Annotated in this window: 12 protein-coding genes; 8 read left to right on the forward strand and 4 right to left on the reverse strand. The window is 57.6% G+C overall.

From position 1 onward, the window contains the following. Positions 1-177: 177 nt before the first annotated feature. The 5 genes from AC3QLZ_RS11490 to AC3QLZ_RS11510 are packed head-to-tail and all read left to right on the forward strand — an operon-like array spanning position 178 to position 9,739. Positions 178-1,479 carry a restriction endonuclease-related protein gene (locus tag AC3QLZ_RS11490; protein ID WP_162097130.1) on the forward strand — a complete coding sequence of 434 codons (1,302 nt, stop codon included), beginning with the start codon at positions 178-180 and terminating at the stop codon, positions 1,477-1,479. Continuing rightward, a complete protein-coding gene (locus tag AC3QLZ_RS11495) occupies positions 1,476-4,964 on the forward strand; it encodes a pPIWI_RE_Z domain-containing protein (RefSeq protein WP_157870580.1) in 3,489 nt (1,162 codons plus the stop codon). Before AC3QLZ_RS11490 ends, AC3QLZ_RS11495 begins: the two co-directional genes overlap by 4 nt. Continuing rightward, entirely contained in the window at positions 4,961-7,585 is a 2,625-nt protein-coding gene (locus tag AC3QLZ_RS11500) for an RNaseH domain-containing protein (protein WP_083833917.1), read from the forward strand. The genes AC3QLZ_RS11495 and AC3QLZ_RS11500 overlap by 4 nt, the downstream gene beginning before the upstream one ends. Before the next feature lie 58 nt (positions 7,586-7,643). Further along, positions 7,644-8,123 carry a 3'-5' exonuclease family protein gene (locus AC3QLZ_RS11505; RefSeq protein WP_014236020.1) on the forward strand — a complete coding sequence of 160 codons (480 nt, stop codon included), beginning with the start codon at positions 7,644-7,646 and terminating at the stop codon, positions 8,121-8,123. Between the two features lie 5 nt (positions 8,124-8,128). Next, positions 8,129-9,739: a hypothetical protein gene (locus tag AC3QLZ_RS11510; protein ID WP_014236021.1), complete on the forward strand. Its 1,611-nt coding sequence runs from the start codon at positions 8,129-8,131 to the stop codon at positions 9,737-9,739. A gap of 403 nt (positions 9,740-10,142) precedes the next feature. Here AC3QLZ_RS11510 and AC3QLZ_RS11515 read toward each other — a convergent pair whose 3' ends face one another. The 4 genes from AC3QLZ_RS11515 to AC3QLZ_RS11530 are packed head-to-tail and all read right to left on the reverse strand — an operon-like array spanning position 10,143 to position 14,592. After that, on the reverse strand, positions 10,143-11,159 hold the full coding sequence (locus AC3QLZ_RS11515) for a TniQ family protein (protein WP_014236022.1): 1,017 nt from the start codon (positions 11,157-11,159) through the stop codon (positions 10,143-10,145). Position 11,160: 1 nt separating this feature from the next. Continuing rightward, positions 11,161-12,054: a TniB family NTP-binding protein gene (locus AC3QLZ_RS11520; protein ID WP_043797754.1), complete on the reverse strand. Its 894-nt coding sequence runs from the start codon at positions 12,052-12,054 to the stop codon at positions 11,161-11,163. Then, positions 12,047-13,948 carry a TnsB C-terminal domain-containing protein gene (locus tag AC3QLZ_RS11525; RefSeq protein WP_014236024.1) on the reverse strand — a complete coding sequence of 634 codons (1,902 nt, stop codon included), beginning with the start codon at positions 13,946-13,948 and terminating at the stop codon, positions 12,047-12,049. Before AC3QLZ_RS11525 ends, AC3QLZ_RS11520 begins: the two co-directional genes overlap by 8 nt. Continuing rightward, positions 13,945-14,592, reverse strand: coding sequence for a TnsA endonuclease N-terminal domain-containing protein (locus AC3QLZ_RS11530; RefSeq protein ID WP_014236025.1), 648 nt, complete (start codon positions 14,590-14,592; stop codon positions 13,945-13,947). Before AC3QLZ_RS11530 ends, AC3QLZ_RS11525 begins: the two co-directional genes overlap by 4 nt. Positions 14,593-14,928: 336 nt before the next feature. Between AC3QLZ_RS11530 and AC3QLZ_RS11535 the strand changes: the two genes are divergently transcribed. From AC3QLZ_RS11535 to AC3QLZ_RS11545, 3 genes are read left to right on the forward strand one after another with little or no spacing between them, the layout of a single operon-like run. After that, positions 14,929-16,080, forward strand: a complete 1,152-nt coding sequence (locus tag AC3QLZ_RS11535) for a response regulator (protein ID WP_014236026.1) — start codon at positions 14,929-14,931, stop codon at positions 16,078-16,080. Beyond that, positions 16,077-16,745, forward strand: a complete 669-nt coding sequence (locus AC3QLZ_RS11540) for a histidine phosphatase family protein (protein ID WP_014236027.1) — start codon at positions 16,077-16,079, stop codon at positions 16,743-16,745. The genes AC3QLZ_RS11535 and AC3QLZ_RS11540 overlap by 4 nt, the downstream gene beginning before the upstream one ends. Beyond that, entirely contained in the window at positions 16,742-21,034 is a 4,293-nt protein-coding gene (locus tag AC3QLZ_RS11545) for a PAS domain S-box protein (RefSeq protein ID WP_014236028.1), read from the forward strand. Before AC3QLZ_RS11540 ends, AC3QLZ_RS11545 begins: the two co-directional genes overlap by 4 nt. Positions 21,035-21,068 lie beyond the last annotated feature (34 nt).

Here is a 21,068-nt window from a genome sequence, read left to right on the forward strand (position 1 = left end):
GCGGCCATGGACTGGGTTTTCCCCGTGTTTTCGCAAGTAACACAAGGCGTCAAATTAATGCTTACCATTGTTGCTAGCAGAGATATGTAAATGGCAATTTTGTAAAATTGACTTTACACTTTACATTTGAGAGTTGGGGTGTAAATCAAATACTAAGAAGTAGAGGCAAGTATGTTCTTGGCAAACCTGCAAAAACTTGTCGGATCCACCGAGAGAGGATGGAAGGGCTCTGCAGCTAAGTTTCTTGGGGTATCCCGTCCAACGCTCGACCGATATCTGCGATTAGCAGCTGAAGGGCAGCTGGATAAGATTCCCGGACTGATCCTGAAGGCCGTCGGGGTGGACGAGTCAAGTCCGACGGCCAGGATGCCAGGCATTCCCGAGTCTGAGGTCGGCAGCAGCGAATTCGACATGGTCAATTTGTTTGCGGCAGGCCTACGCAGGCTGCAGGAAGACATAGATCATCAAGGGCATATTCAAGCTCCCTACCCTGAACCTCTCTCTAGAGCGTTCAACCTAGCTGCCGCCTTCAATATTGAGCGCAGAACATCTTATCCAGTCGATCTTGCCTCACTGATTCGAGCCGCAGCCCGCCCAATATTCGAATGGTGTAGTGCATACGGTGAGTGCGAACATGGTGAAGCTTTCTTTGCGTCGCGCCTAATCGATGATGGGGAAATCACTCCGGATTGCATTTCGATGGCAGGCCTCACTGAAACAGATGCCGAACAAGCCTTTTATCAAATGCTGATGTCAGCATGCGCCGAACTCGACGAAGATCTCGGCCAGCGCTTCTACAGCGAGTGGCGACGTGCTGTCATCGAGAATCCCGTAGCGGAATCACATGCAATCTTTATTGCGAAATACGACGTATTGAGATCTAACACGATCCTGACGAAGAAGCTTGTCGACTTTTTCTATGAACGCATCCCTGAGGTTCACGCTGTAGACGGAAAGCTGGCCCTGTGTCCGCTCACCGGGACGCGCCTCAAGAAACATGCTAACCAGTGGGCCACGGAGATGCGTGATCCAGTCGCTGCACAGCACCTTCGAGACTACGGTCCCCGTTGGATCGAACACACGTCGGCGACCATAGAACTCAAGCGGCCCGTCAGGGTCTTTTGGACATTGCCGGGTTGGCATGAGCTACAGCTCCACAGGGAGGTGCAGGCCCGTGGCTGCACGTCCATCTTGTGGCCCGACTTTGACAGTGTGGATCTTCTGGTGTCGCAGCCCTCAGGAAGACGGTTTGCGGTAGATGTCAAAGATCATATTTCTCCCATCTCGCTATCGAGAACCAGTGGACAGCACAATCGTCGCCGACGCTACAAACGCGTCATCGTGATTCCCGACTATCTGGAGGATCGCCTCCCTCAATATAAGACACTGTTCTGCAAGGCGGCGCTCTCAGCACTGAAGGAGCCCGAGCAGATTATGACCGCATCTGAATTCCTTGAGCTGTTGGGGGATAAAGCGTGAGGGATATTTCAGGATTTCTAGACCGTTACAGGGATCTGGTGCTTCCTGGCGCCAGCGCTGTGAACAGATTCGACCTTAGGGACATCGCGCTTACGGACCTCTGCCTTCATTTTCTTTTTAGCTATGCGCCCTCCGAAAGGATCCATGTGATCCCCTCACTATTGCAGGGGCACCTGGCCGCGACACTGCCGGACGAGATGTCCCGCGCATTGTTTGTCCTACGGCAGTACGCCGGAAATCTTTGTAGTCGTTTAGCTTGGCGAAAGGCGCTCTCATCGCACGCCGAAGCAAGAAGCAGAACCGCCTACATCGTTTTCGCTGACGATGAGGTTCAGCAAAGAGAAGCAGTAGCCCCTGATTTGGTTACGCTCCTGAGAGATAGCCTTAAGAGTCCCCTTCCATATTCCCAACGGGAACTACGGTTTGCGGAGCCTGGTCACGCCAAAGTCGAATTGCGTCAGGGACAAGAGGTTCGGACATTCAAAATTCCCCATTTCCAAGTTCCGCCGCCAAACCGAAACTCTTTACCCAAGCGATCTGTTAATCCCCCAATTTCCATCAAATGGGAGCGTCTATTATCGATTGCACGGGAGGTCGACGCCCGGGAGGCTGCCCCCGGCTTTCCCGAATGGATGTCTCGACTCAACTTGCATTCTCGTCTCTCAAAAGTTCAGATCGAAAGCCTCTCATCTGACTTTTTCCAGAACGGCACAATTATCCTCGATGGAACTAGCCATGTTGTGGGGATGCTCTCCAGCGGTAAGAGCACCTTGCTGCAGGCATTGATTTTCGCGCTGGCTAGTCCAGATTATGGCAAGAGAGTGGTGGTGTTGTTTCCCGATACTGCCTCTGCCTCCCAACTAGTAGCCCGGCTGCACGCGCATGGCTATGAACAGGCTACAGTGATCAGCTCCCCACGAAATAGGGATGAACACCTAAGCATGGCGCACTGGAATGCTCAAGGCTACCCATCGGACGCCATGCTAGAGGCTACTGCAGCGATGACCCGAAGCCTTGGGGTAGCCTGTCCATTGGAGGGGTTCCAGGCTCCGCCCCAATTCTCCGATGGGACGTCATCGCGGACCGTTTTGAGGTTATCTGAGAAGCCGTGTCATCGGCTCAAGCAACTGGGAAAAAATCGAACTGAAGTCGACAGGTCATGCCCCCTTATAGGCGAATGCCCACTGCACGAACAACAAAGCAAGCTAGGCACTGCGAAGGTCATCGCCATGACGCCACAGGCATTGCTTCATATGACGGCAGACAAAGCATTCGTCGCCGAGGAAATGTCATTTCCGGAGCTATTTCAGTTCATTGCTGACGTCGTGCTGATCGATGAGGCAGACAGCGTTCAAGCTACTTTTGATAGCGAATGTACGCAAGAAAAGGACCTGCTTTCTCCCAACGAGTCAGCTTTCATGATTTCCAACATGCGAACCGTTGCAAAATCGCTAAGCGACAAGACAGGACGACAGTACCTTGCTGCGTCGAATGTTCGGTGGCATCGCGAACTCAATCGGCTACAGGACAGCATCTCGGCCATTTACCATCTGCTTTTAAAGCGAGGAGAGAATCTCAGTTGGTTTACCAACTGCAAAACCTTCACGGCTGCGAGCATCCTGGCCGATCTTGTTCCAAGCGGGGAATCAACGGGCAAAGATCGCGAATCCTCTGCGCGAGAGCGGAGCAAGACACTTGAGCAGATCGCAATCATCGCGGGCATGTTGTATGGCAAAGCGGCGGCAAGCGATGACAAAGAGGCGGGCGACGACTTAACAACTGGCACTCTGTCGGTAAACATGCAAGCAGCTCATGCGTTCCTCAATAGGCTGCTACCGGCCATCATCGACGCTGTCATCGAAGACGATCCGGAGGGAGTCATACACCAAATCGCCGAGGCCATCGATTCTGGTCCGCTAAGTGTGTTCGCATATCGAGGCCCCGCACTCAGCAAGCAACGTCGATCGGACAGTCCCTTCGCCCCCCCGATACTGCCCACCGACTCGCTATCTCGTGCATACGCGATAGCGCTCGCATTGCTCACAAACATCTGCCTTTCAAGCTTCGCTTACTTGGTAAGAAACCAAGCGGCTGTTGAAGACGACTTCGGAATCTCCGATGAAGATGCCTTCCGGGAGGCACGCCGACTACTGCGACACTACGGCAATCTAATTCCACGTCCGCTTTTTGGGACAGTGTTCGGCTTGATGTTCAGCCCAGCAGGGCAATCTGCACAGGGCGGAACGTTAAAGCTTGTGAATCATCTGGGAGTCGGACGGTACTTACTTACCCAATTCCATAGGCTCTTGGCCCATGAAGGGCAGGCCGGCCCCCACGTAATGTTGATGTCCGGAACTAGCTGGGCTGGAGGATGTTCTACGACTGCCTCTCCGACATTCGATGTGCAACAGCCAGTAAGTGCCATTCTCACTCAGCCACCTGGGGAGCTAGCTGCCCTCTCGCATAGTCGTTACGAGTTCGTATCGCTGGGCCCTGAATCAATCGTTGTATCGGGATCCGCACCCGATGAGCGAAGAGAAAATTTGAGGCGCGTGGCGCACTTACTTGGACGCTCGTCCGCGACGGGAACACGGTTAATGAACAAGTGGCACGACCTCGATACGCTTTGGCCGGAAGAGCGCGAGCGCACGATGCACCGTCGTCGTGCCCTTTTGGTTACTAACAACTATGGGGACGCTAAGATCGTTGCGAACGAGCTAGCACGCGTTGCTGGGCAAGCCCATAGCGTTTATTGCCTAGTAAGCGATCAATTAGCTAGAGCTGGTGAGTTAGAGCAAGATGCGACACGCAGTGGGGAGGAATTCCATCGGAACATTGTTCCGCTGCCTAGGTCACGAGTCGAAGACTTTGGGCAGTCGCCTCCCTTCTCAATCCTTGTGGCGCCGCTAAAGCCGATTTCGCGAGGACACAATATTGTTACGGATTCCGGTTATGCAGCCATCAGCACAATCTACTTTCTACATCGGCCACATCCGAGGCCGGACGACCATTCAAGCGTTATCGGGATGCTTAACCGCCTTGCAATGAGCGTGTTGCAAGAAGACGGTGTATTTCCTAAGTCCGGCAGGTCACTTGATTCTGTCAACAGGCGGTTCGTTTCCCTGGCGCATCGAGCGCTGAACGAGGGTTTTGCAATGCGTGTCGCGTATAGCGTCATGTCTGACGAAGCGAGAACTCAGTACTCCTGGGACCTAATGACCTCTCTCTGGCAAACAATAGGCCGAGGAATTCGTGGTGGTGTTCCGATATATGTTGGATTCATCGACAAGAAGTTTGCGCCAGGAATCTTTGGGAATCCACCAAAAAGAGACACCGCAAATTCAAGCTGCCTGAAGCAATGCCAGGAGACTCTTCAGTTGGCGATAAATGACGATGTTAATAAGGTGATAGCCGAACGGCTATATCGACCTTTTCTTGACGCGCTCGATCGACTATTTGGTGACGAACAGGGAGCAGAAATATGAGCGGAATAATCCACCCGTACCTTTACGAGATCGACGCATCTCTGCTCGAAAATCGCACCATTGTTCGGTACTCAATGCCTTCCGGCATCTACAACGCCATCAAGGAGGCACAAGGCATGTCGGCCGATCATGCAATGGCATTCTCAGGCCTACAGGCGGTCCTCGGCTGGGCTGCACCCAGTGTCGACTTAATCGGCATAGCAGCATCTTCGCCTGGCGCCCAGAAGACATTGACGATGACAGCGATCGATCCCGCACAATCAGCTGACGAGATGCGGCGGGAGATCGAGGTCGCGATATCCATATGGCTCGGTATCGTGCTCCCTGAAAAGGCTGCAGAAATCACGGCTATGCTGAATGATGGCAGAAGCGCGAGAGGCACCCCATGCAGCGTACAGCCAATACGTTCAGCCCTTTCATGGAATGGCGCGTGCGCATCTCCAGCCGATTTTGCATTGTTCGATTTAATCTCCCTCATCGCAGCTAGGGCACTTGAGGGCCGAGTATTGAATCGCGATACCCCTGACGAAGGAAAGTTGGTCTTGTCCGGAGCGCAGCAGAGTCTGTACTTCGGGAAAGCATTGCTGCGCCACGAGCCATCCCGTGTCGATAGAAAACGGAGTACAGGCTGGTGGACGGAGGTGTTCAATGTCGCCGCTGTTTCGACCCCAGAAAGCCGCAATCTCCGGGTCGCAATAAATGTTGGGATCAGGAATTTCGGTGAAATCCACGAAGCGCGGTTAGGTCGTAATCGTGCTAGGTATATGGATGTCTTTTTACCAGCTGATTCTGCATTAGCCCCGAGATCTGGACGAATTCGCTGTATTGAACTCGCCACGACTAGGCGCGATTGGTGGAATGCCGGACGCGGCCAAACAGAGAAAGAAAGTGCAGACCGGCGTGTCTTAAAGACGATTTTGGGTATGTCAGGACTTGAATTCGACGAAGCTACGTTGGGACTGACACCGTTACTTGGCGGGTCAGTTGGCTTATATCCACGGTTTGGTACAGTCCACGGCGACCAATGGGCCCCTGGCGGGACCGGGGTGCCCCACCCTGAACGCGAGGAATACCTCGCTTTTCTAGACAAACACCTAAGCACTGCCGGCTTCACGCGCGTGCGAATGGAGCGAATCGCAAAACGTGGGCCGAAAGAAAAGCTTGTCACGGTATTGGACAACAAGCCGTCAGATCTGAAAACTGCCTTGTCACGTCGCTTCGGCAGCAACGATGCAACGCTCGCATTGTTGCAGTCAAGGCCTACAGGTGCTGAGGTATTCGATGATGCGATACGCGCCGTCCTAGGAGAGCCTCACAGCATAATTGATGATGTATGGACATTCGGTGATGGACTATCACTCAAAGTCCAACACCGTCCGGCTGGACCATTCGCACAGATCCTCGATCCCATCGATGAGAGTAAGGTAACTGGTGTTCCGAAACACCTACAGTACAAAATACGAGACTCACTCCGTGGCGAAAGGGATAAGGTGGCACGAGAGGGCATGGCCGCTTATTTGGATCGTACCTTCCAATCGCTACCCCCAGGCTGGATGGGTTTGGTAGAAATGAATGAGGCATTGGCTGAAGATGCTGAGCGTGATCCTTATCTACTCACCTACCAGACCATTGCCAGAGGCAAGGGGGTAGCTCAGGTAAGACTTTACGATCCAGAAGGTGACCAGAATTTGGATTCTGCTAGTTTCGAGCATCCAACCTCCGACACAGATTCGTTTGCCTACCAAAACGCCATCCTCGATCTATTCCGGTCGGCTGGAGTAAGTCCTGTTAAGAATCAGGACTTGCGGCTTGCGGCATGGTGGGTAATCAATCTGAACGGCAAATCTGGGGAGCAGCAGGCCGGAGCCAAGGGAGGATTCTGCACACCCATATACATCGAATGCGACCAAGGAGCGATCTCAGTGTGCCTGATGGGACATAACGACGATCCAATCCGTTGCTCATATCCGGAAGCGGTTCGATTAATCGCAACGGGTGAAGTGGCCAATTTGAAGTTCAAGAAAGCAGACGAGCAATCGACCAGGATTGCGCAGTTTCTTGCGCAAGCGACGCCGCGCGATGGGAAGCGAACGGTGCTTTTCGTTGAGGCCACAAACATCAGGACGGCAGTTCCGGGGTTCAGGAACAGCGGTCATTTTGCATTCGATCGGCTGCAGCTAGGCAATGTTGGTGGTGCAGCTCCGGTGCGCGAAATTTTTCCGTCTGATGGCCTGTCCATCGTACGAATTACAGATGAACCAGTGAAGGCACCATGTTACTGGGTCGAGCAGAGCGTTCAGGGTACGACAGCAGGAATCTTCAAGGAACCAAACGCAACCCGAACCTATTGGGTTAGCCGCGGCTTGCCCACACCGCTGCAACTTAGCGCCGGGATGGCGAATAAGCAATCGAGACACGAACAAGGCGCAAGGCAATACAAACACCGCCGCTTTCCTTCGCTAAGCGAGGTAACGGTAGTTGTGAAGAGTGAGCATGACGACATGTTGGAGCTTGTTACTCTGACGCGAGCCATGATGCAGTGTCATATTGCGACCGACGAGAAAACAATCTTGCCATTCCCTCTACACGAAGGACTTCTGCTTTCAGGGGCTGCAAGATAGTGGTTGGTCTTATGCGGTAATGGCTATGCCAGAGAATAACGTTGAGATTTGAAATCTCATGATCCTATTTCTGGACACCGAATTCACTGACTTTAACGAACCTGACCTGATATCTCTTGGGTTGGTGAGTGAGTGCGGTCGCCAAGAGTTTTACGCAGAGCGAAATGACTTCGATTTGGCTCGGTGCAGTGATTTTGTCCAATCAAGGGTCCTGCCCAAGCTTGGACAGGGACCGAGTGGCGTGGATCGCGCTAACTTGGCCACCGCCTTGAGAGCCTGGCTTGAGAACGTGCATAGCCTCGACAGCCAAGGACCTGTTCTTGTTCTGTACGACTTCGACACAGACTTCGACTTATTTCGCCAGGCGCTGTTAGATCAGATGCCAGTCTGGATAGAAGGCACCAATGTGGCTGAAGAGGTCAATTCCATCAGTTGGGCCAGGGTAGGGCTGATGGAGTCTCCTGATGCGCACCATGCCCTTCATGATGCCCGGGAGCTTCGGGCAGATTGGTTAGCCGCCAGGGCCCATACACGATAGTCTCGATGTACCAGCCGCCACTCATTCCCCAACTGACGCCAGATGAAAGGCCGTGGCGGATTGACTGGTTCGGAGAGGTCGCCTATCCAGTCGTAGTTCAGCGCTTTCGCCAGCCAAGTATTAAGGTGGCGATATCCCCTTTGAAGGATCCTGGGCAGCCCATAAATCTGTTCTCCCGGATTGAAACTGATGTGGAGCAGCAGAGAGATGTTTGGATGCCAGTTGGTTCGCTTCCTCTATTGAGGATTGGGGATATTTGGAAAGGAGGGGCTGTCTCGGTAAAACCGCTGTATGAGAGTTACACCTTTGAAGAGCTCCATATTCATCCTCAGACCGTTACCTATCTCAAGGCCGGAGTGTCAGTGGATGAGCATTTCCTGCTCCCGTTCGGTGAGCATCCATGGCATCACCGCCATACCCACTCCTACTGTGTTCTGATTGATGCGGGTGATGTGAGCCTCGTCGTACCAGGTGCAGAGATGATCCGCTTCTACTATGGGTCAACTAGCCAGCTTGTTTTGCGCCTATTCACTGGAGCCATGTCGCCAGAGCGCCTATGGCAGGCCAAGCACTACAACCAGGAGACGGGCCATCTTCACCTGAAGCTTGCAGAGCGACTCTATGGTGTTTCGGCGCCGGATATTGGACGAATTGCTCTGTGTGATACGGCGTACAAGGCCGCAAGCTATGTCTATCACCATTGCGCATCTGCCTTGGCTCAACGACTGCCTGCCTTTCCGTACATGGGATTCCCATTCCATGGATCAACAACTCTGACTGCTTCAGGAATTTGGCTATCGTTCAAGGGCCAGGAGAAAGCCACCTTTCTAGCATTCCATATCGATAGCTGCTCCCACCCATTTCCATTTCGGTCCCTGACTTATGAGGCTGATGACAGGAAAGTCAGGTCGCCTCAGCGCGGTGCTGCAACCGGCGCTGACGGCGGTAGGAGAACTGTTGATCGGGGTAAGCAGGCGACCCTGTCAAATTCTGACGCCGGAAAAACGAAATCATCCAGGTCATCGGTTTTTGATGCCCCTACCCGGTTTCCGGACTTGAAAAGGAAGCAGGTATGGCGAGAACGGATTGTCTCCTGTAAATCCTCCGGAATTTTTGTCCGTCACAAGGACGGTGAGCTCGAACAAGTGGCCTTGGGAGAGGCTCAAGATTCGGTAGGTGCTAGGGGCGGGAATGTTGAGGCAAGGTCAAAGTCGAGCGAGGGTTTCAATACGCATAATCAACTTCCCCGATGGGTAAGAGCCGGGATTGATCTAGCTTATGCCAGAGCAAGCAAGGCAGATGAGAGCGTAATCCATAGGTTACTGAAACCCCCCGGGGAAAATAGCCTGATCGTCCAACTACCGATAGTGGTTGATGAAGATGGTGTGGTTGATGAAAATCAACTTCATGACATGCTAGATGGGCAAAAACGTACGCTTAAAATTTTTTTTATCGGGATCTACCGATGCGACCAACTTTTAGAGAAGTTCCTAGTTGTCGAGCCTGTTGGTAGCTTTGCGTACCCTGATATTTATCAGGTCGAAAAGATTGATATGGTTGTGGCACTTAATATCCTGAGTGCTACTAGCCAATCCCAAATCTTAAATGAGCAATGAAATGAAGTATGCCGAGAAGGCAGTGGAAAGCATGACTATGAAACAAAAAGCCCGCATTTAGCGGGCTTGAAGAGTATCAGGCAGCTGCACTCAGCTTGATGAGTGCTTTCCACGGCGAGGTCTTCGGCTTACGGTCTATATTCATATCGGCTCCTGTGTTGAGATTCAGCTTGATGTAGGCGCTAACCGCCTTCTGGTCTGTGCTCTGAATCTGTCGGACCGAATGGCTCGGAACGTGTTGCTGTTGGACGTAATGGTTGCCGGGATAGGTGTTTGCCACCCATACAAGATGCCTGATACCCCTCGTCCCATCATTATGCGATATGGATTTTAAAAGTCAAGAACTTAATGGCGCTCGGACAGAGTACCGATGGGCTGCAATGGGTCGAAACAAATTAATCCATCAGTTCATGGGATCAAGGTTTCGCCAGTTGGAAAACCTCGTCACTAGGTGCCGATAGTCAGCAGGTGCCTCTTCGAAGTCCTTAAGCAGGTAGTTGTACCGGACCGCCTTGCTGGTCCAAGCCTCACCTAGGCGGGCAGCGAGGCTTCCCATCAACCAGAGCCCATACTGGATAAGGTGATGACGGTCATCGAGGGCATATCCCTCAATTGGCAGTCGTACTCGCGGCCTAGGCTCGAACTGTGTCCCCAGGCGACGGCAGATGAATTGCTCAAGTCGCCCTCTATTACTCAGACTGACCAGGATTGAGCACAGCTGATGCAGTACTGAGAAAAAACCTATATCGAACTTCTCCGCCTGACCCATCGGACCTGACAGTGAGATCACCATGTCGTCAAAGAGTTGGTGAATCCCTTCCGAACAGAACTCTGCCTTTTCAGCCGCCATTCCCGCATAGTCATAGCCACACCTATGGCAGAGATGCATAGGCTTAGCCTCCTGAATCGTCCGCCCAAAATCTCCCCGGTAGTGCATCACTGAAGCTCCGCAATTCGGGCACGAATCCACCATCTTGACCTGGTGGTTAGGACAGTAGGTGAATAGGGCCAGTCTCCACTGTTTCCGGAAGTAGGGAATCTGGTCTGTCGCCAGGCATTGAGGGCATAGCAGCTGGCCATGTCCCCGTCGTTGCATCCCATACGTATGTATTGTTGAGATCCAAGGCAACTGGCCGGAGAGACGCCGTCTGGAATAAAGGCGCTGACGGTAGGTGACGAGCGTGGTGTGGAACACATCCCAGTAGTTGGTTCCGGTGTGGAGAGCCAGTTCTTTGAGAAGCCATGGTGGAGCGGAACGGTCTATGTCCCGATTCCAGGGAGAGCGCTCATTCCCAAAAAGCATCCAGGACAGTGTTTGCAGCTTGATCGCATTGGCCTGGGCAACACGGATAATCCAAGACGACAGCAACTCATCCGGAAGCGGCTTGGGATGGGCTGGCCACACCTTGCCGTAGGCCATCTCAACCCCTCGGTTCCTTGCGTCGCTCTGAGGGAGGCGTCCATCCCAGTCCGTCCAGAATCCGTTTGTCTATAAGCTCCCTCCCACTTGCGACGGCTTGAACAGCTGCTTTAACCAGGAGACGGGATAGCTCTCCCAGGTAGCCCTCGGTCATGGAGTAGATTTTGTCTGCCAGGGGGCCATTTACCAGGTCGGACGGATTCCGGAGAGGGATGGCTTGCTCAAATGACGCCAACAACCGCAGAAAGTCATCGTCGTTGTGCCATCGGGGAATGTTGATGTGATCGAATCGGTTGGATAACTGTAGGTCGGTCTGAATCGCCCGAAAGGCATCCTTGGTGCCGATTCCCACAATCGGTATCTCCAGCTCATTGCCGAGATACTTGATCACGTTGAGGAAAGCCTTCTGCTTGGTCATTGATCCCGCCAGGATGTGGTGGATTTCATCAATGAGCAGCATCTTGAGGCCCACCGCCTTCATTACCTTGATGGCCTGAAACTGCTTCCGGTCGGCCCGATCCCCAGGCTTATAGGGCGCGAAAAGGAGTTCCAGGATGGCGTTATAGAACCGGCCTTCATCGGGAACTGGCGGAGCCTGTACATAGAGGACAGGAACGATGGCAGCCTCACCCTCCGGGTTGTCCGCTGGCTTGTGCTGTTTGCAGAAGCGCTGGACCAACATGGTCTTGCCGTTATTGGTGTCGCCAATAATCAGCAGATTGGGCATCCGGTGGGATTGCGGGTAATTCAGTAGCTCTTCCAGCTTGCTCAGGGCCTCCTGGGCTCTGGGGTAGCCAATCCACCGTGGGGAACGAATGTAGGCAATGCGCTCTTCATCGGGGCGATCCAGATACGCAGCCGCCTTCTTCAGAAGATGGGAGCGAGGCTCAGTCATCATCATCCCCTTGCATGTCGTCCATGTCCTCGAAGGGCTTGATGACTCTGGCCGGCGGTGCCTTGCTTTGGGAAGGATGGGGTTTTGCCTTAGGAGAGATTGGCGGAATGTGAGCGCGGGCGTTGTTAATACCGACACGCGAACGCTCCCGGCTTCTACGGACCTTCTTGGTCATCGTTTTGGCGTTGTCCTCGATTTCTCGCAATTTGTCGTAGGCCTGGAAGATCAGGTCCTCTTCGATTGGAAAGTCAGGACGTTCCTGCTTTGCCCGACTTTCGGCTGCTCTTAACTCCCATAGGCTGATTGCTGGGCGCGAGGTATTGCGATATGGAATCGCAAAATAGTCTTCAAGTTCCGGGTCGTAGAACCAGATAACACTGATGTCTCGAGGATCCCGACGGCAAAGAAACTGCCGCTTGTTCTTGGGACTATTGGGGTCCGTTGCGTTCACCCAACGTCTGAGAACATCGTGTTGATATTGAATATGGTCCCAGACTATTCCGTAATGTTGTACGGTCCTCGTGTCGAACGGCATCAGATCAAGCTTGAGCCGAAGCTCATCGGTAATCCGCGGAGGAAGACCGGTTCCTGGTGAGGTTTTAGTCCCCAGGATTCCTTCTTGCCACTTGGCGATAGGTGGCATCCCGAGTTGGGAGTGAGGCCGTTGGTGGTACACCTCAACACATAGGATGGCGAACCACCGTTCAAACTCCGTCAGAGTCATTGCTGATTCTTTGTCGGAATCGTATTCGCCTCTCTCCTTGAGATTTGAAAAGGTGGTCCCAGGGGCGTTGTGAATCTCGCGGTTCAGCGTGCCTAGAAGGCGTTCGATATGAGCCCCGTAGTGGGGAGTGGCCACCGGACGCCATTCCAGGTCGATTCCATATTCCTTGCAGGCCTGTTGGAGCATGTTGCCGCGGAACTCCTTGGCATTGTCGGCATGGATCGTTCGAGGGGTACCCCAGCAAGGCCATGGTGTATCGATATTGTGTTTGGCCAGCCAGTTTTCCTTGGGAAGGAACGCGTGTGTGAGGCACAGGCCAAGGGAGAGGTTTCCAGGAGGGTCAAATGAGATATAGAAGCCGAGGATCATCCTGGAATAGACATCGATCAATAGCGTGAGCCACGGTCGGCCTATCGGCTGTCGGTGGGCATCATCGACCAAGATGATGTCGAGGGGAGTGTGATCGACTTGCACAACCGAAAGAGGGAAGTCGGCTCCCGGAAATTCACTTTTATGCGGCGCATAGGCATCGCGTGCTGCCTTGTTTCCCTCGCGGCTTTTCTTCTTCTCGTAGGCATTGATTTGCCGGATGCGGCTTCTGACCGTATTTGGATGAGGGGGATCAATCTCAAGCTTCTTGCAGATGCGCTCTATCTCAATAATGACGGCAGAAGGTTTCTTCTTCTGTTTGGTCAGGTATTGGGTCTTGATTGCGTCGGAGATGATCTCTTCGAGCTGCTTGGGAATTTTCTTCTTGCCGGCATCCTTCCGGGTTTTGCGCACAAAGACGGAGACCTTCCCAATCCGGTCAAATTCCTGGAGCCACTGGTACACCGCTGATCGGCTTAGACCGTACTTGGTGGCTTGAGCAACAACGTCGGCAGAGGTGCGCTTGGCCATATTGAGTAGTGGCTTTATCACCTCGTACTTATAGTTGGCCTCAGCTGCTCGCTTTTCCGGGATTGTGGCTAAGTCCCCAGGGGATGCTTTGGACTTTTCGACATAGGGAGACAGCTCTGCTACTGCCGCCTGAAAGATAGCTCCTGACTCGGGGTCCTTGATCGATATGGCGCTGAAGTCAGAAGGTTGTTGGCAGATGACATATCGACGCCCCCGATATGCCACGTCGGATCCGTACTCCAAAATCAATCGAGGGGAGAGGTCTTTCATTCGAGACTCCAGATTCTGGATGTCATGGAAAGAGGCTCCTGCAAATTGATTCCGACTCGAAACTGAGCGACAAGGAGCCAAAGGGCCGGAATCCACTCCGCCTGGGTATATGGGTCTGACGAAATGTTGGCCAGAAGAGCGGCGGGGGTGGTGACTTTCAGTTCTTCAACTAGGTTGAGGACCTGATGGACTTGGCGAGGGGGAATGTTCTTGTGACGGAATGGGAGAAGAAACTTGGCCGCTTCTAGTTCTGGGCCACGAATCTCAACTTCCGTGATGAGGCGGAATCGCCAACCACGTTGCTTTGCATACCTAATCCCCCGAATGAATTTAGGGTGCAGATCAGGCCAGTACTTTTTCAAATCTGCTCTATATTTAACTTCACAGAGCCATGGCTTGGATATTTCTGGGTTACTGAAGGTAACCAGGACATCAGGGGTGTAGGTACGCTCAGCACCGGTTGCATCCACCCAGCTGATCTTGACGGGCTGAACTTCGAACTTCGCGATATCCGGCGAGAACTCTGCTAGCCGGATGAAGTCCCGCTCTAGGGTCGATTCGAACTGTGCGTCGCCGATGGCCTTGGTCGCTGAGGAAACCCCGGTGACGTTGCGATAGTTCTTCTTGATTTTCCGGACTGGCATTTGAGACTGTCCAAAATATCCATGTCATATGCTAATTCAATCCGGATGTTCAATGTGGGATTCTTTTGCAGTGATGGTAGAACAACGGTAGCCCCTGTATCCTGTCCAGGAGATCGACGTCACTTACATGTGGTCTGACGACCGTCGCCGCCCCCCGAACCCCGCCTGGAAACGCCGGTGCCTTGTGGCCCGGCGTTTTTGTTTGCTATGTTCGCCATGGCCCTGGCATTTTTTTTGCCGGCCTAGGCATCGCCCCGGGTTTCTTCCCGCCGTTTTGGCGGCATACTGGGCAGATGCTGCAGGCGTCACGAAAAAGACCAGAACAAGGATAGGGACATGGGGGAAAACGGCGCCGCCGGGCGCAGCGACAAGACCATCCTGGTGGTGGACGATACCGGGGAGAACCTGACGGTCATCGGCGGCCTGCTGCAGCCCTTTTTCCGCGTGCGGGTCGCCAATTCCGGCATGCGGGCCCTCAAGGTGGCGCGCAGCGATCCCCGTCCGGACCTGATCCTGCTGGATGTGATGATGCCGGAGATGGACGGCTACGCCGTGCTCGCCGAACTGCGCCAGGACCCTTATACCCGGGACATTCCGGTGATGTTCGTCACCGCCATGGACGGCGACCAGGACGAGGAATACCGCCTTTCCCTGGGGGCCGTGGATTACATCACCAAGCCGATCCGCCCCGCCATCCTCCTGGCCCGGGTGCGCACCCACCTGGAACTGAAGGACGCCCGGGACTGGCTGCGGGACCAGAACGGCTACCTGGAGGGCGAGGTCAGCCGCCGCATGCGGGAGAACGACCTGATCAAGGACGTCAGCCTGAATGCCCTGGCCCTGCTGGCGGAAAAGCGGGACAACGAGACCGGCAACCACCTCTACCGCACCCAGGCCTATGTGGAGGCCCTGATGCAGCAGCTGCAGGATCATCCCCGCTTCCGCCACGCCCTTTCCGCCGCCCAGCGCCAGCTCATCGCCAAGGCGGCCCCCCTGCACGATATCGGCAAGGTGGGCATTCCCGACCAGATCCTGCTCAAGCCGGCCCGGCTGACGCCGGAGGAATTCGAGATCATGAAGACCCACAGCCTGATCGGCGCCGAAGCCATCGAGGCGGCCATCGAACGGGTGGTGGGGGGCGACCGGGCGCGCCTGGACGAGCTGCAGGGCAATACGCCCCTGGACTTTCTCGTGGTGGCCCGCCACATCGCCCTGGGCCATCACGAGAAGTGGGACGGCTCCGGTTACCCCCAGGGTCTGCGGGGCGATGCCATCCCCATCCCGGCCCGCCTCATGGCCCTGGCCGATGTCTTCGACGCCCTCACCTGCAAGCGCCACTACAAGAAGGCCTTTCCCCTGGAACAGGCCGTGGCCCTGCTGGTGGAAGGGCGGGGCACCCATTTCGATCCGGATGTGGTCGATGCCTTCCTGGCCATCCAGGACCGCTTTGCCGACATCGCCCAGCGCTACGCGGACGGCGCCTCATGACGCGCCGTTCATCCCATTCCGCCCTGGCTGCCCGGCTGCGCCTGCTGCTCTGCCTGGCGGCTGCGCTCGTGCCCTGGGGCCGTGCCCTGGCCGAGCCCCTGCCGGCCTTTGTCGAGAAGCTGGCCACCCGGGAGCAGTTGCAGCAACTGCGCGAGGGCGGCTACGTCATCTACCTGCGCCATGGCATCACCGACAGCACCCGGCCCGACCGGGTGCCGGCCGTGGACCTCAACGACTGCGCCACCCAGCGGCCCCTGACCGAGGCCGGACGCCAGCTGATGACGGAGGTGGGGCAGGCCTTGCGGGAGGCCCGCATTCCGCTGGGCGACATTTTCGTCAGCCCCCTGTGCCGGGCCAAGGAGTCGGCCGAGGCGGCCTTCGGCAGGCACTACACGGTGGATCCCCTGCTCATGTACACCGCCAACCTGACGACGGAGGAAAAGCGGCCGATCCTGGAAAACACCCGCCGCCTGCTCTCCCTGCCGGTGCCGGCCGGCACCAACCGGGTGGTGCTGGCCCATGCGCCGAACCTGGCGGACCTCATGGGCTATTTCGTCAAGCCGGAAGGCACGGCAGTCATCATCCGGCCCCTGGGAGACAAGGGTTTCATCTACGTTGCCAGCATCCCCCCCCGGCGCTGGCCTGAACTGCTGCACAAGCCATGAAACGTCGTTTCACCTTCTTCCTCATCTTCTTCCTGCCAGTGATCCTGGTGGTGGTCATGGCGGCGGCCTACAGTTACTGGTCCCTTTCCTCCCTGCGGGACGAGCAGCAGCTGTCCAACCTGCAGCAGGTCAACGACCTGCAGATGGTGGCGGATGCCTCCCGCCTGGGGCACGACATGCTGGCGGTGCAGCAGCTGATCAACGCCACTCTGCGCCAGGCCAAGGCCGGCACCGTGGAGGAGGCTGCCGCCTACCAGGTGCACGTGCAGGTGGTGGACCGCCTGAAGGACATGGAATCCCTGCTGCAGCGGCTGTCCAACGTCCCCGGCCTGGGGCCGGAGGTGGATGGGGAACTGAAGCAGATCCTGGTGGATTTCAAGGACTACCAGCACTACAGCATCATGGCCACGGACATCATCGCCGTGGACCTGCGGGTGGCGGACAGCCACGTGGCCCAGGCCACGGCCCGCTACCTGGCCTTTGCCGAACATGCGCAGAACGTATCGGCCCTGCTGACCCAGCGCACCCACGCCCGCATCGACGCCGCCGAGCGCAATATGGACGACTACGTCCAGCGCACCCTGCTCATCGGCGTGCTCGGCATCACGGTGATGGGGCTGCTGTGGTTCTTCGTCACCTATTTCGTCACCCGTCAGTTGTCCCTGATCGTCGATTCCCTGCAACAGCTGAGCCTGAGCGAGGACGGGGGGCTCAGCCTGCGGGAGGTGGAGCACCTGAGCCGGATGCCCGGCGGCGGCCTGTTGACCGACATGGCCAAGGCCGTGCTGGCCTTCCGCGAGGCGGTGGTGGCCCGGGGCCACATGCAGGCCGCCCTGGAGGCCGAGCGCCAGCATCTCAAGTCCCTCATCCAGGGCATGCCCGACCTGGTCTGGCTGAAGGACCCCGCCGGCATCTATCTGGCCTGCAACTCCCGTTTCGAGAGCCTCTTCGGGCACCGGGAGGCGGAAATCGTCGGCCGCACCGACTATGACTTCGTCGGCCGGGAGCTGGCGGACTTCTTCCGCGACAACGACCGCCGCGCCATGGCCCTCGGCCATGCCAGCCGCAACGAGGAATGGCTGGTGTTCGCCGCCGACGGCCACCGGGAGCTGGTGGAAACCATCAAGACGCCCATCTATGACCGGGACGGGGTGGTGCTGGGGGTGCTCGGGGTGGCCCGGGACATCACTCCCCTGCACCAGTCCCAGGAAACCCTGCGGCAGAGCGAGGCGGCCCTGAAGCGGACCCAGACGGTGGCCCGCATCGGCAGCTGGAAAATCGACATTCCCGCCAACCTGCTGCACTGGTCCGAAGAGGCCCACCACCTGCTGGGCGTGCCCTGGGACCACGGCGTCGGCTTCGATGAATTCCTCGCCCAGGTGCATGGGGACGACCGGGCCTGGGTGCGCTCCGCCTGGCTGGCAGCCCTGGAGGGGGCCGAGTTCGACATCGAGCACCGCATGGTGGTGGACGGTACGGTTAAGTGGGTGCGGCAGCGGGCCGAACTGGAATTCGACGAGGCGGGCAAGCCCCTGCGCGGCATCGGCATGGTGCAGGACATCACCGCCATCAAGGACGCCTCGGAGACCCTCAAGCAGCGGGAGAAGATCTTCCGCTCCATCACCAACCAGGCCGCCATCGGCATCGTGCTGATCGACGCCGAAACCATGACCTTCGCCGAGTTCAACGATGCCGCATGCGAGTGTCTCGGCTACACCCGGGAGGAGTTCGCCAAGCTCAGCGTCTACGACATCCAGGGCGTGCACGACCGGGCCGGGGTGGATGCGCGCCGGGCCCAGATCCTGGCCCAGCGCGAGGCGGCCTTCGAGAACCAGCGCCGCCACAAGGACGGCAGCCTGCGGGATTTCTGGGTGACGGTGAAGGTGCTGCGCCTGAACGGGCGGGACTATCTCTCCTCGGTGTGGACCGACATCACCGAGGCCAAGGAAAACGAGCGGGCCCTGCTGCGCTACCAGAACCAGCTGGAGGAACTGGTGGCGGCCCGCACCGCCGAGCTGGCGGCGGCCAAGGAGGCGGCGGAGGCGGCCAACCGTTCCAAGAGTTCCTTCCTGGCCAACATGAGCCACGAGATCCGCACCCCGATGAACGCCATCATCGGCCTCACCCACCTGATCCGCCGCGACATCGCCACCGAGCGCCAGCGCCAGCAGCTGGACAAGGTCAGCAACGCCGCCCACCACCTGCTGGGCATCATCAACGACATCCTGGACTTCTCCAAGATCGAGGCCGGCAAGATGAGCCTGGAGCCGACGGATTTCGAGGTGGACCGGGTCATCCACAACGTGTGCACCCTGGTGGCCGAGAAGGCCGAGGCCAAGGGCCTGGAGGTGGTGGTGGACATCGCCCGCCTGCCTCCCGCCCTGCACGGCGACGGCCTGCGCCTGGGCCAGGTGCTGCTCAACTTCGTCGGCAATGCGGTGAAGTTCACCGAGCGGGGCAGCGTCGTCGTGCGCGGCTACGTCGCCCGCCAGGAGGCCGACAGCCTGTGGGTGCGACTGGAGGTGGCGGACACGGGCATCGGCCTCAGCCGGGAGCAGCAGCAATGCCTGTTCCAGGCCTTTACCCAGGCCGACGTCTCCACCACCCGGCAGTACGGCGGCACCGGCCTGGGCCTGGCCATTTCCCGGCGTCTGGCGGAGATGATGGGCGGCCGGGTCGGGGTGGACAGCGAATCGGGCAAGGGCAGCACCTTCTGGATCGAGGCCCCCTTCGGCAGCGTCGCCGCCCACGACCATCTGGAGCTGCCGCCCTGCCTGCCCCGCAATCTGCGGGCCCTGGCGGTGGACGACAGCGAGGACGCGCGGGAATCCCTGGCCCACACCCTGGCGGCCCTGGGCACCCGGGTGGATACGGCGGCTTCCGGCGAGGCGGCCCTGGATGCGGTCCTGGCCGCGGACCGGCTGGGGGACCCCTACCAGCTGGTGCTGCTGGACTGGCTGATGCCGCCGCCCGACGGGCTGGAGACAGGGCGGTGCATCCGGACCCTGCCCCTCAACGTGCAGCCCCAGCAGCTGCTGGTCAGCGCCGCCAAGGACATCCCCGCCACGGCCCTGAGTGAAGCAGGCTTTGCCGCCTTCATCGCCAAGCCGGTGACGCCGGCCAGCGTCCTGGTGGCCCTGGAAGGGGCCTTCGGCGACACCCCGCCCCTGTCCCGCAGCCCGGGGGACGAGATGGAGCGCAGCCTGGCCCGCTACCGCAACCAGCGCATCCTCCTGGCGGAGGACAATCCCCTCAACCAGGAGGTGGCCCTGGAACTGCTGCGCCACGTGGGCCTGGCGGTGGACCTGGCGGAGAACGGCAAGGAGGCCCTGGAACTGGCCCGGGGCAAGGCCTACGCCCTGATCCTGATGGACATCCAGATGCCGGTGATGGACGGCCTGGAGGCCTCCCGCCAGATCCGGGCCCTGCCGGGCTATGCCGGCACCCCGATCCTGGCCATGACCGCCAACGCCTTCAGCGAAGACCGGGACCTGTGCATCGCCGCCGGCATGAACGACCATGTGGCCAAGCCGGTGGACCCGGACCAGCTCTACGGCACCCTGCTGCGCTGGCTGCCCGAACCCGGCCGGGACGTGGTGGTGCGGCCGCCGCTGCCTGCCGCCGAGGCGCCGGCGGCGACGGCCGATGCCCTGGCAGCCGCCCTGGAGGCCGTTCCCGGCCTGGAGCTGGCCCAGGCCCTGCGGGTGGTGCGGGGCAACCGGACCCGGCTGGCCCAGTTCCTGCGCAAGTTTTCCGTCGACCACGGCGGCGACGGCCGCCGCATCGAAGCCTGTCTCGGTTTCGGCGAAACGGCCGAGGCCGCCCGGGTGGTGCATACCCTCAAGGGCCTGGCCGGCTCCCTCGGACTCGCTGCCATCCAGGCCCACACCCTGGCCCTGGAAGAGGCCCTGCGCGGCAGCCTGCCCCAGGCCGAGGTGGATGCGCGCCTGGCCCGGCTGGAAGGGGCCCTGGCCGAATTCAATGCGGCCCTCGCAGGTCTGGAGGGAGCGGTTGAGGCAGCGGCCCCGGGCATCGACTGGGCACAGCTGGGCCGGGAGGTGGAGGTCCTGCAGCGCCAGCTGGCGGTGGACGACCTGGACGCCTCCCGCACCTTCCAGAGTCTGCGCCCCACGCTGGAGGCCGCCCTGGGGGCGGAGGTGCGCACCCTGGCCGCCCAGATCGACGACTTCAACCTGGAAGAGGCCCTGCATACCCTGCAGGCCCTGATCGACGCCGAACCCCGTCTGCAGGAGGCGGGGCCGCCGGCAGCCTCAATGAAGGAGGCATAACCCCGTACAACACCGTACGGAAATGCGACTTTTT

The sequence above is a fragment of the Azospira sp. MPR-LB4 genome (assembly GCF_058809525.1).